This is a genomic window from Hyphomicrobiales bacterium, assembly GCA_030688605.1.
GTDB lineage: Bacteria > Pseudomonadota > Alphaproteobacteria > Rhizobiales > NORP267 > JAUYJB01.
The window spans coordinates 19637-31533 of the sequence record JAUYJB010000025.1 but is presented as its reverse complement, the minus strand read 5'-3'; the positions used below and the strand labels follow the sequence as shown (position 1 = coordinate 31533).

10 protein-coding genes and 3 pseudogenes are annotated in these 11897 nt (G+C 59.3%); 5 read left to right on the top strand and 8 right to left on the bottom strand.

Going from position 1 to position 11897, the window contains the following annotated elements; translation table 11 throughout:
• Nucleotides 1-135: 135 nt before the first annotated feature.
• Nucleotides 136-501 (top strand): hypothetical protein, encoded by a 366-nt coding sequence (locus Q8P46_03245; GenBank protein ID MDP2619181.1) that lies wholly within the window; start codon nt 136-138, stop codon nt 499-501.
• A 3-nt stretch (nt 502-504) separates the two neighbouring features.
• On the opposite strand, the gene Q8P46_03240 is transcribed toward Q8P46_03245, so the two are convergent.
• The 7 genes and pseudogenes from Q8P46_03240 to Q8P46_03210 form a co-directional block, all read right to left on the bottom strand.
• Nucleotides 505-1245: a DUF1566 domain-containing protein gene (locus Q8P46_03240; GenBank protein MDP2619180.1), complete on the bottom strand. Its 741-nt coding sequence runs from the start codon at nt 1243-1245 to the stop codon at nt 505-507.
• 136 nt (nt 1246-1381) lie between these two features.
• Nucleotides 1382-2026, bottom strand: coding sequence for an antitoxin of toxin-antitoxin stability system (locus tag Q8P46_03235; GenBank protein MDP2619179.1), 645 nt, complete (start codon nt 2024-2026; stop codon nt 1382-1384).
• 5 nt (nt 2027-2031) lie between these two features.
• On the bottom strand, nt 2032-2454 hold the full coding sequence (locus tag Q8P46_03230; protein ID MDP2619178.1) for a hypothetical protein: 423 nt from the start codon (nt 2452-2454) through the stop codon (nt 2032-2034).
• 81 nt (nt 2455-2535) lie between these two features.
• Nucleotides 2536-4608: a ParB N-terminal domain-containing protein gene (locus Q8P46_03225; protein ID MDP2619177.1), complete on the bottom strand. Its 2073-nt coding sequence runs from the start codon at nt 4606-4608 to the stop codon at nt 2536-2538.
• Between the two features lie 557 nt (nt 4609-5165).
• Nucleotides 5166-5270 (bottom strand): annotated as a pseudogene (locus Q8P46_03220) (resolvase).
• Nucleotides 5271-5295: 25 nt separating this feature from the next.
• On the bottom strand, nt 5296-5838 hold the full coding sequence (locus Q8P46_03215) for a hypothetical protein (protein ID MDP2619176.1): 543 nt from the start codon (nt 5836-5838) through the stop codon (nt 5296-5298).
• 232 nt (nt 5839-6070) lie between these two features.
• Nucleotides 6071-6244, bottom strand: a pseudogene (locus tag Q8P46_03210) (IS1380 family transposase).
• 76 nt (nt 6245-6320) lie between these two features.
• Between Q8P46_03210 and Q8P46_03205 the strand changes: the two are divergent.
• The 4 genes from Q8P46_03205 (at nt 6321) to Q8P46_03190 (ending at nt 10586) form a co-directional block, all read left to right on the top strand.
• Nucleotides 6321-9275, top strand: coding sequence for a Tn3 family transposase (locus Q8P46_03205; GenBank protein MDP2619175.1), 2955 nt, complete (start codon nt 6321-6323; stop codon nt 9273-9275).
• A 188-nt stretch (nt 9276-9463) separates the two neighbouring features.
• Nucleotides 9464-9991: a tyrosine-type recombinase/integrase gene (locus Q8P46_03200; GenBank protein ID MDP2619174.1), complete on the top strand. Its 528-nt coding sequence runs from the start codon at nt 9464-9466 to the stop codon at nt 9989-9991.
• A gap of 34 nt (nt 9992-10025) precedes the next feature.
• Nucleotides 10026-10349, top strand: a complete 324-nt coding sequence (locus Q8P46_03195; protein MDP2619173.1) for a hypothetical protein — start codon at nt 10026-10028, stop codon at nt 10347-10349.
• A 24-nt stretch (nt 10350-10373) separates the two neighbouring features.
• A complete protein-coding gene (locus tag Q8P46_03190; GenBank protein ID MDP2619172.1) occupies nt 10374-10586 on the top strand; it encodes a hypothetical protein in 213 nt (70 codons plus the stop codon).
• A gap of 90 nt (nt 10587-10676) precedes the next feature.
• Here Q8P46_03190 and Q8P46_03185 read toward each other — a convergent pair.
• Nucleotides 10677-11852: pseudogene (locus Q8P46_03185) on the bottom strand (IS1380 family transposase).
• Between the last annotated feature and the right edge of the window lie 45 nt (nt 11853-11897).

Below are 11897 nucleotides of genomic sequence, written 5' to 3'. Positions count from 1 at the left end.
GCCGGCGATCCGGCGCGCCGCTGCATGGCGGGGCCGAACCGGCGCAGGAACAAAACCTGCGCGATCTCGCAGGCGTCGTAGGCGTCCTTCCAGTTCCAGAAACCCTGCGCGTCGGTGCCGCCGAAGGCCTCAAGCATGGCGGCGCGCAGCGCGCCTGCATCGAGGCGCGATCCGGATTCAAGGGCGGGAAGGATTGCCCCGGCGGCCGCGAATATTGCCGGGGCGCGGTCGGGCGGTGCGGAGGATGGATGGGAGGAAGACGCAGAAACGGAAACGGCCGCAAGCGCGGCCGCGGATGTCGGAATGGTCATGATGGAAAGTCCTTGCGGAGAGCGGATGAAAGGGCCGAGCCCGCAAGGGCGCTCTCTTAAGACCCCTGCCGGTTCAACCCTTCCCGGCCATCCTCTTCCTCTCTGCCTGGTATTCGGCGCGTTCTTGATCGTTGCATTTGTTTATTGGGTCGGCGGCAAGATAATCCTCGAGAAACTGATGCTGATTTGATCGTCAGCGGTCGAAGGAGAAATCCGCAGTCGATTCCTTCCTGACGCACCTGATGCGGAGCGCCTCATCCTTTTTGACATAGACGTGATCGGCTTCCGGAGGGCTGAGAAAATCGAAGACTATTGCCAAGCGTCCACCACCGCGCTGAGGTTCCGAGGATGACCAGTAGGTGCCGCTCCGCCAGTCAATCGGCTCCTTTGACCAATCTCGGGAGACCGAGAATTCTCCTATGCGCTCTCTGTTCTCGAAAAGGGCTTCCAGTTCGGTAATCGCGGGAAGATACCAGTCGCCGCGACCGTGGGCGTCGAGCGTGCCACAGTATCTTGCGGCTGGAAAAGGCGGCTCGCCGGAACCATTATGAGCGAGGAAGGCCGTATTGGCTTGGCCCGTGATGCATGGCGCGGTGGTCTGACCGTAATAGGGATTCAGGAGCTCGCAGGCCTCCAAGCCGGATCGGGCAGGTGCGGACTCGTTGCTCCAAGCAAGGCGAACGGGCGCATCCTCCGGCGTTGCGAACATGAACATGTTCCCGTCGGGTGTCCGGCCCGCATAGACGCTGCCATCGGGGCAAACGTCGCCGATGCTCGCGCACTGATCAGGGCCGAGCGAGCGCAAATCGGATATGAGCGCGCCTGCGGTTTCGTGCGCGCCGGTCAGCCAGACGAGCAGTCCGAGACCGCATGCAGCAGCAAAGATCGCCTCCAAACGCCTCGTTTTCTTGTTTGAGTGATTATTATCGTTCATATTGCCTCCATCAAGTAAAGAATAATATAATCATGTAACATGCCAAATTTTTTGAATTTGTAACAGATAGGCACTGCTCGTGACAAGAGAAACGTGAGCAGTTCATCTTGTGCAATTACTGTGCGTACAGGTCTTGTCAGCCAAACCGGCGCCCGGTTTCGGTGAAGGTGTATTCGTTCGCGGCGATGCCCTCGTCGGCGTACTCGTCACTCATCATGTAGTCCCACTCGCGCTCAAGCTGGCGGTAGAGCCAGTTTGCGAGATCGCGCAGGCATTCGGTTACGGCGTCCTCGGCTTCGGCGGTCATGTCCTGCCAGTGCGGGCTGTACCGCGCGACGACGATCTCCATGCTGTAGGCGTGGCAGTAGCGGCCACGGTGATGCGCATCGGCACGGAGCTGGAAGAAGTTGTCGCGCTGGATCGCGAACAGGCGATCCGCGATGCGATGCAGGTTGGCGTCCTCGGGCGCGTGCTTCCGGATACGCCGGGCCGCGCCTTTTTCATAGGTGTAGGTGCCTTCGAGAGCCGCGCCATCGCCTTGGGACGAGAAGCCCGAGAACCAGATGCACGGCTTTTGCCGCGTGCCGCCGCCCATCAGGCGGACGGGATGGGTCTTCAACTCGATGCCGAGGATGCGGCAGATTTCCTCGAAATCGTCATAGATGAAATCGTGCCAATCCCAGTCTCCGACGCCTTCGCGGAACCAGGTGCGGGCTTGCTCTTTGGCGTCATCGGAAAGCTCGTGGAATTCATAGACGGTGGTTTCGATGATCTGCGGCATGGCGGTCACTCCCGTCCGGCGGCATCGCCGGCGAGCTGCCGGTGCAGCCAGTCGCTCGTGCCGATCCACGTGTCGGTGTCGCCGGTTTCGAGGTCGATGACCTGCGCGCCGCCGCCGAAGCCGGCGCGGCGCGGCTTGCTGCAACTATGGCCCCATTCGAAGCCCCACCGGCCCTTAAGGCCGAGCACCCGCGCGCATTGGACGACGAATTCCGTCACCTGCTCGATGTCGCCGTAACTGTCGTCGTCGCGAATCCACAGCGCCGTGCCGCCGTCTTCCCGATCAAGGGAAACCGCGAAACTGGGAAACGAGGATTCCTCGCGGTCGAGGCGGTCGCTGAAGGATTGAAAGAGTTCGAGCGCGCGGCGCGCGTTCTCGGGCGTGCCGGTGTCAAACAGGCACGAGAAGCTTGTGTAATAGTCTGCCATTGGAAAATCTCCTGAAAATGAAAAAGCCCGGCGCGCCTCTCGGGCGGCACCGGGCTTCGGTTGTGAATTGCGTTTCGGCCGTTATTCGGCGGCAGCGAGCACTTCGTCTTCGGCCTCGCCTTCGGCGTCCTCGTCATCGCCGTCTCCGGCGAGGAACTCCGGGAGGTCCGCCTCGGCGCCATCGCTGTCATCGGCCTCGTCCGGCGAGGCCGGGCGCAGCGGATCGGGCAACCAGCCGGTATCGGCGAGAAGCCGCTCGGCTTCCTTCGCCATCTCGCCTTTCTTGAGATGGTCGATGAGCTGCGCCGCGCTCTCGCCCTTGCCTTCGCGCACCGCCTCAAGGATGCGGGCCTTCGGCACACGGCCGAGATAGTTGTCGCCGGTCGGCTTCCAGCCTGCCGCAGCCATGTCGAGATCGACCGCGCGGGCAAGCGCGTGGCCATGGCGAAGACGCGGATTGTCGGCGCGTTCGTGGCCACGCTGCGTGGCGTCGACCAAGTTGCCGGCGACGAAGGCGAGAAGGTCCAGAAGATTCTCGCGCGGCTGGCTCAGGCACCAGGGCCAGAGTTCTGCCGGCTTCTCCGGCAGACGGTGTGCCCAGTCGGCGCGGTCGCGGTCGAGATACGCAACGCCGGGCGTCGCGTTCGGATCGACCAGATCGCGCAGGTTCGGCGGCGTGATCCGCACCTGCAAGCAGCTTTCATCGGCCGCGCACCGGTAGAGCGTGCCGAGCGTCAGCGCATGGACGACGGCTGTGAGCGCGATATCGGGCTGCTGGGCGAGTTCCGCGCCGAGCGCAACGGTCTTCTGCGCGGTCAGTTCCGTCACAAGCCGGTCCGAAAGCGGACGAATGCCCGCGTCCTCCGGGTCATCTTCGGATTCGGCCGCTTCGCCGCCTACGGTGATGACAACGACACGCGACCCGCCTTCGTCCACATCATCGTGGTCCGCCTCGCCGTCCGTTGCCGTCGCGGGCGCTTCGTCTTCGGGGCGGACATAGCCGCGCTCGACATCCAGGCTGCCGTCGCGGTCAAGGCTGACGAAAAGGCCGGCGCGGGCGATATCGGCGGGATCGTACAGCACCGGGCGATCATCGAGCGCTTCGATCATCTCCTCCAGCTCGCCGAGGCGCTGATCGATCTCCTCGGGCAGTTCGTCAGCTTCCGCGTACTCCGCCTCCAGACGATCGTATTCTTCGGCGAGCGCGGCGCGGGTGGCTTCCTCCTCCGCCGTCATATCGACGGTCTCGCCGGCAAGTCGGCGCAGACCCTGCATGTGGCCGTAGGGGAAATCGATCGCCGCGGCGATCCACTTCCAGCCCTCCTGCGCGAGATGCTCCGCTTCCGCCCTCAGCTTCTCTTCGGCAAGGCGGTCAAGCAACGCGGGATCCTGAAGCCAGCCGCCGTTATCATTCTCAAAGAGATCGCGGGTGACGGCGCCGCCAGCCTTTTCGTAAGGCTCGATACCGACAAAGCGCGCGCGCCGGTCGGAGCCGCTGACCGCGCCTTCGGTCAGAAGCCGGCGGATATAATAGGCCTCTTTGTTCCAGCCCTGCTGGAGTGAGTCCCAGACCTGCTCCTGACGGGCATGGTCGGCGGTGAGCGTGAAGGCCATGAGCTGCTCCAGCGTCATCTCCTCGGCGATGTAGAGGTCGATCAGCCTGGGCGAGACGGCGGAAAGGCGCAGGCGCTGTTTCACGACGGACGGCGTGACGAAGAATCGCGCCGCGATCTCCTCCTCGCTCAGGCCCTTGTCGATCAGCGTGTTGAAAGCGCGGAACTGGTCAACAGGGTGCAGCGCCTCGCGCTGCGTGTTCTCGGCAAGCGAGTCTTCCTCCGCGATTCCGTCTTCCCTGACGATGCAGGGCACCGGCGCGGTCTTCGCCAGGCGCTTGTCCTTGACGAGACGCTCCAGTGCGCGATAGCGCCGGCCGCCGGCAGGCACCTCGTACATGCCGGTTTCCTTGCCGTCGGTCCCGATGACGGGACGGGCGCAGAGGCTCTGAAGCAGGCCGCGGCGGGCGATGTCTTCCGCCAGCTCCTCGATCGAGACGCCGGTCTTGACCGTGCGGACGTTGGCCTGGCTCAGGACGAGCTTGTTAAAGGGTATGTCCCGCGTGGTCGCGAGAGTGATCTTCTTGGTGGTCTTGGTCATTGATGTTCTCCGTGACGACGGGCGGCCGCGAGCCACTCTCCCGACCTCCAAACCCGTCACGAAGAAAAAGGCCCACCTCTTCCTCTCCCGCGTCCCGCGAATCGCGGGGGCGCGGACCGGGTCAGCGCCAGTCCCCGCAGGGGACGGGACGCCATCCGGCAGGCTGTGGCGTTGCGCGCTTTTCTTGCCGCCTTCGACGACGCGCAGCGCCGCCATGGCCGTAAGTCACAGAAATAGTGCGGTTAATCAGATCGGATTCAATCCGATACCTCACGTCCTTATGCTGCTCCGGGTAATCTCTTTCCATTGTCGAGGGCGTAAGTTCCGAACGGCAATGTTTGCAAATTTTAGCATCCATTAACACCAATTCGGCACAGAACGGACACTTGCGAGAAGCGTTTTGGCGCGCCGTGGAGTCGGTAGCTTGAGCAGCAACCGGTATTCGTGGACGGGTAACCAAAACGCACAATCCGAGCACGACAGAGCCTCCTACCCAAAAAAACATCAACACGGCCAGCGCTACTGTAAGTCACAATAACCCGCGTCATTGCTTAAATGGAGATCAGCCTGCGTTCCTTCTCGGCAAGGGGGGCGTAGAGGTGCAGCATGAATGGATCGGCATCTCTGCCCAATTCGGCGACGATGAACGGGACCTTCTCCGCATCCTGCGGCGCCCCCCAGCGGAAATCATTCCACCGGCAGCATGATGTGCTCGTAGGGCGTGTCAGCCCACATCACGAAAGGCTTACTCGGATCGGGCTTCGCCTCCCGCGGGTAGGCCCGCGACATGCTCTTTGCTTCAGCGCCGACGATCATCACATGCGGCCCTGAAACTACCCAGTTGTTGTCCGGCGTTTCCGTCAAGCCGTAAGGGTCCGTGTTGCTGACGCCGGTGTCACCTTTGAGCATGTAGATGAAGCCGAGCTTCTGCGGCGCCTCGCCTTTCGAGACATAGGCTTGAGCCCATTCCAGGCCCGCAGCATCTGCGCACATGGGCGCTCCGCCGGGGTCCATGCAAGTCCAGCCGTTCGCTCCCTCCCGGATGGTCTTCATGCTTCCATCTGGCGCCATGTTGAGGATCGTCGCGTTCGCTAAAATATCAGGCGGCGCGGTCCCCTCGAGATTTCTGAGAAGTTCCTCGTCGGATACCGGCTTCATCTGGGCAGTCGTAGCTGTTGCGAGAAACGCGAGAGACGTCCCGGCGAGCATCAGCATGGATGAATGCTTCATGGCAGGTCCTCCTTTTAACCGACTTTCCCCATATGAACCCCGGTTTCTGGCGGCACAGTAGCGCTCATGGCCGCCCCCGGCAATGGTGAGCACGGTGTGGGAGGGTAAATCGCCTGGATTTGCTGCTGATCCGCCTGAGCCGGGCTTTCCGAGGCTGGTGATTGCGTCGATTCTCGTCCTCAAGGCACACCTCTCCCGTGTTTCTTGCCGGAGCTCATGACGTCGGGACGCGTCACGCCGGCACTGGATCGGGCGGCGGCCGCAGTTGGGCGATCAGCCGCAGGATTTCGGCAAACAGGCCCCTCGGCACCGCGACCTCAGCCAACTGGAAAGTGACGTAGCGGCCGTGCGTGACGATCCTGGCGCCGATCTTGATCAGCTTCTCCTTCAGGCTGGTCAGCGACCATTGTTGGGGTAATGGGAGCGTAGCTGCGATAAAAAGCCACTTGATTTTCATTTGTTGAAATGTTCATAAGTAATGTATGGATGAATGGCAATCATATGAAAGTACAAGTACGATCTGGATGTTAAACGATGCGGAGCAAACCTTTATCAATAGATACAAGGGAGCGAACCGATTACGTTGCGCAGCGCTGCTGAAATTTCTGCAAAACGAGGCCAGGTTTCCAAAAACATTTGATGAAGTGCCGGCGGCCGGAACACATATGCTTTCAAAGTCGCTTGGAACAGGTGTTCTCGAATTGGGCCGTTACGATCCTCAAAGCGGAACAAATATTCGGCAGCGGGCGGAAATTCGTAGCTTCACGGGCTTTCGCCCTCCAAAACCTGCCGATTACAAAATCTTGCAGAAATGGCTGGCCGCTGAGGCGATCGAGGAACCGGAACCGGATCAGGATCGAGCGCTCTTTGAGTGCCTGAAAGCATGGTGCCTGAAAAACAGGGTGGAACTGCCTACGGAAGGCCAGCAAGAGCGCATTATTAATGCCGCAGTTGCAGCTTTCGAAGAATCCCTGTTTGCGAAAATTTCCAGCGGGTTGTCGGAACACAGCCGAACAGCCATCGACCGCATGTTGACGCCTGTGACATCGGAAGATGGGGACAACAGCACTGCGCTCTTCAGCTTGCTCAAAGGCGATGCGGGCAAGCCGAGCCTGAACAGCGTGTTCACCGAACTTTCAAAGCTGGCGGAAATCGATGCGCTGAATTTGCCTGCTGACCTGTTTGACGGAACACCGCATAAAACCGTGGATCTTTACCGCTGCCGTGCGGCCACGGAATCCATTCGGGACATGCGCCGTCACCCTGAAGCCGTCCGTTATACGCTGGCCGCCGCTTTTTTCAGCGAGCGGCGGCGGGAAGTGATTGATGGCCTGATCGAGCTTTTGATCCAGATCATCCATAAGCTTCAGGTTCAGGCGGAAAAAAGGGTCATCAGGGAACTGGTCGGCGGCATCCGGGAGGTTTCGAACAAGAAGGCGACGTTGTACAAGGTGGCGGAAGCTGCCGTCGCCCATCCTGACGGCAAGATTCGAGACGTTCTGTTTCCAGTGGTCGGGGAACAGGTACTGGCCGATCTGGTCAGGGAATATCAGGCAAGCGGCCCGCTTTATACGGAGCGGGTCGAGATTTACGTCCGCAACTCCTACAAAAGACATTATAGAAGGATGGTGCCGGCAATTCTGGAAGCGCTGCGATTTCAGTCCGGCAACCAGTATCATCAGCCTGTCACCGGAGCGCTCCGTTATCTACAGGCAAACAGCCCGGCGCAACGGAACGTCCCGATAGATGAAGTGCCGATAGACGGCATCGTGCCGAGATCGCTGCAACCTTTGCTCATCGAGGGCGGCAATCAGGAACGGCACATAAACCGGATCAGCTACGAAATCTGCGTTCTGCGGGCCTTGCGCAACGGTTTGCGCTGCCGGGAAGTCTGGGTGGACGGCGCAAACCGTTACCGCAATCCCGATGACGATGTGCCGCAGGATTTTGAAGAGCGGCGGCAGGTCTATTATCAGGATTTGCGCCTGCCGGAGACGGCGGACTCATTTGTCAGCGATCTGCGCGGCAAAATGGCGGAGGCCCTTTGTTCTCTGAACCAGACCTTGTCGCGCAATCCGAAAGTATCGCTGCGGCTGCACGGCAAGAACCTCATAAAGGTGAGTCCGCTGGAACCACAGCCAGAGCCGCAGTTCCTGCAAAAACTCAAAGCGGAAGTGGCCGGCCGGTGGCCGCTGACCAGCCTGCTCGATATCGTCAAGGAGGCGGACTTTCAGACGGGCTTCACCGATATGTTCCGCGGCCTTGGTGACCGCGAAATTCTGAGCCGGGAAAAGCTGCAACCCCGGCTGCTGTTATGCCTCTATGCCCTGGGAACCAATACCGGCCTGAAGCGGATATTGGCAGGCGGCAGTGATCTCACCTTTGACGAGCTGCGCTATGTACGGGAGCGTTACATTCACAAGGACGCGCTGAAAGCCGCGATCGCCAGGGTGGTCAACGCGACGCTGAAAGTCCGCCACCCTGAAGTCTGGGGCGAAGGCACGATGGGCTGCGCTTCGGACTCCAAGCAAATCCACGCCTGGGACCAGAACCTGATGAGCGAATGGCACATTCGTTACAAGGGCCGCGGCGTCATGGTCTACTGGCATGTCGAGAAAAACTCGCTTTGCATCTATTCGCAGCTCAAACGCTGTTCGTCCTCGGAAGTGGGCGCGATGATCGAAGGCGTGATGCGCCATTGCACGGATATGGAGATCGACAGGCAGTATGTGGACAGCCACGGTCAGAGCGAGGTGGCGTTTGCCTTTTGCGAGCTGCTCGGTTTTTCGCTGATGCCGCGCCTGAAAGGGATAGCGAGGCAAAAGCTCTATCTGCCGGAAGCCGGCGCCGGCCGGCAGTATGACAATCTGACGCCGATCCTGACACGGCCGATCAACTGGGATCTGATCGCGCAGCAATATGACCAGATGGTCAAATACGCCGCCGCCCTGCAAAAAGGCACGGCCCATGCGGAATCCATCCTGCGGCGCTTTACCCGTAACAATCGCCAGCATCCCACATATCAGGCCCTGGCCGAGCTGGGCCGGGCCGTCAAAACGATCTTCCTGTGCCAGTATCTGGAATCCGAAGAGCTGCGCCAGGAAATCCATGAAGCGCTGAACGTCGTCGAAAACTGCAACAGCACCGTCGAGTTTATTTTCTTTGCCCGCAACAGCGAGCTGTCCTCGAACCAGCTCGTCAATCAGGAAATCTCGGTGCTGGCCCTGCATTTGCTGCAGGTCTGCCTGGTCTATGTGAACACGCTGATGATCCAGCAGGTGCTGGCGGAAAAAAACTGGCTGGGCCGTATGAGGGAGGAGGACCGCAGAGCCCTGACTGCTCTGATCTATGCCCACGTCACGCCTTACGGCTCATTCGCGCTTGACATGACCAAGCGTTTGTTTCCGGAACCGGAGCCGGTGAAGCTGGCGGCATAATTCAGTTCGCATTCCACCTGAAAATGCGAACTTTGTTCGGCTTTCCTCGTGCCGGGCCGCTGCCATTCACATACTGTTCGACTCCATGAATATTGAGGCTTTTTTGCCTTGTTCTCGCATGTTATTCTCTGTGTATAGAAAAACGAACTATATTCGTAATATTTCATTAAAGGCGAACTGTATTAGTCATGACGTATCAATATGTGCGCGAACCGCTGACAACAGAAGAAGCTGACCGACTGGCCCATGCCTGCCGTGGTACAAAAGAAAAACTCATTATCTGGACGTTGCTCGATACCGGCTTGCGCGTTTCCGAGCTATGCACCCTGACGCCGGCAAACATCCTGTGGCAACAGCGCAGCATCCGCATCAGCGGCAAGGGCGGACCTTACGGCAAGAGCAGCAAAAAGCGCGTGGTGCCGATGTCCGGCAGGGTCCAGGCTTTGCTCGAACCCTACTTCGCGCTGCATGACAAATGGTTTGTAGGCGAGCGTCAGACCCAGAAGATCGTCAAGCAACTCGCCAACCGAGCCCGGATCGCCAAGTCGGTGACGCCACACGTCCTGCGCCACACATTCGCAACGCTGGCGCTGCAAAAAGGCATTTCCCTGGCCGCCGTGCAAAAGATGCTGGGTCATGACCGGCTCGCGACAACGGAAATCTACCTCAATCTGACCGAGAGTCACGTGATCGAGGAGTTCCAGAATAAATGGTAGCGGGTTCTGTACCAGCGCTCCGTGGAAAGTAGAGATGATGACAGAAAAGGGGAAAGTTGTATTTGAGAACGGCAGCGAGAAATTTATGGAGCGCGATATGGGATCGGACGGAACCTTTCTGGATGGTTATCGCCAGGGGCATGAGGACGCGTGGAAATGGCGGCCACCGGAAACCCTTCCCGAACACGAGGGCGCAGAAGCGATCCTGTGGCTCACAACAGATAAGGGATTCAAAGATGTATCCGCGCATTCTTATCTGAAAAATGGAGCGTGGCATTGGGCCGATAGCGACGAAGTAATCAAGCGACAGGATTTTATTATGGGATGGTTGCCATGGCCGGAGCCGCCTGACACATGATTATGAAGGTAGGGAGAGTAATTGATGAGTAAAAACACAAAGGCTGAAAGATTCCTAAAACTTATGGACGATTACTTGCATGCAAAGGAGCAACTGCGGTTTGCGGAAGGTTTGATCGCTCATAATCTGATGGAGGATATTTCAGAAGAGCATTTGAGTAAATTTAAAGATATGGAAGAAACAGCGCACGCCGACCTTTTGGAAATCCTGAATGATCTTTTCCGCGATGCGGCGTGAGTGATTTTGACAGACACAAGCCATTGAATTTAAACGAATAATCAGGCTGGTGGCTTTTTATCGCAGCTACGCTCCCATTACCCCTTGTTTGACCGCCTCCGGCAGAGCCAGGGTGCGCATGAAGTTGCCGAGATTGTAGGCCAACGCATGAAGCTGAAGCCGCACGGCATTGTTCTGGAATTTCCGGCATGACAGCCGGGTCCATACAATCGCGTTCTTGCCTTCCTTGATGTGCTGCTCGGCCGTGCCGCGATGATTGTAGAAGGCGACCACGCGCTTGGCCGGACGGCTCAGGTTGGTGACGATGAAGCCAACGGTCGGATAGAGTTGGCCTGGGTGCCATTCGACCTTGGCGACGACGCGGCGCTTCTTGTCCCATGACCCTGCCTGATAGCTGAAGCTGGCATAGGTGCGAACCACGTGATTGGGTGGGCGGCCGACAGGTCGCGTCAGCAGGTAGGCGATGCTTTGCTGAAGGATCGCGTTGGCCTTGAGACGGATCGTGTACTTGTAGCCCTCGGCTTCCAGAAACCCGTAGATATCCGGTGCAGCGAACGCGGCATCGCCTCGGAAGTAGCGGCGCAGGTCCCGTTCCCGGTAACGCTCAACGACCGGCTCCAGAACGCCGCGCCAGCCGTCGGCGCTGTGGACGTTGCCCGGACGAAGCTCGCCGCGTTCCAGATCACCGAACTGGTTGAACACGAACAGCGGGTGGTAGCAGGTGCAGGCGAAGTGGCCGTTGTAGGCGCTACCTTCCTGATCACCGTGGGTCGGGCTGACGCTGGAATCCATGTCGAGCACGATCACCTTGGGCGGATGCCGGGCGTGCACCCGGTCAATCCATTGCCCTGACAGATCAGACAGCGCGGCGAGGTTGTCACTGGCGGCGAGGAACGCCGTCTCGAAACGCCCCATCTGGCTGGTGGACGCGGCCTGCTTCGCAACGGCGCGACCGCCGACAATCCAACGCATCGCCGGATCACGTCCCAGACGATCAGCGTCGTTCACGTCCTCGTAGCCACCCAGGCGACCGAAGACGGATTGGCGAAACAATCCCGTCATCGCGTGCCGGCCGTTCTTGCCTGTGCGCGGGTCGACGAGTTCATCGCCAACCATGTCCGTCAACCCAAGCGCGTCATCGAGCTCACGGTAGGCAAGCAATCCGGCGTCGGTGGTGATCCTGGAACCGTGGAACTCAAGCTTCAGGCGGCAGTCGAAATCGAGTCTCAGCGAACCATCGATTGATTCACCCGCCGGGTTCGCCATATGCCTCGCCTTAAAATGCGTTCAACACATTGATTCTTATATCAG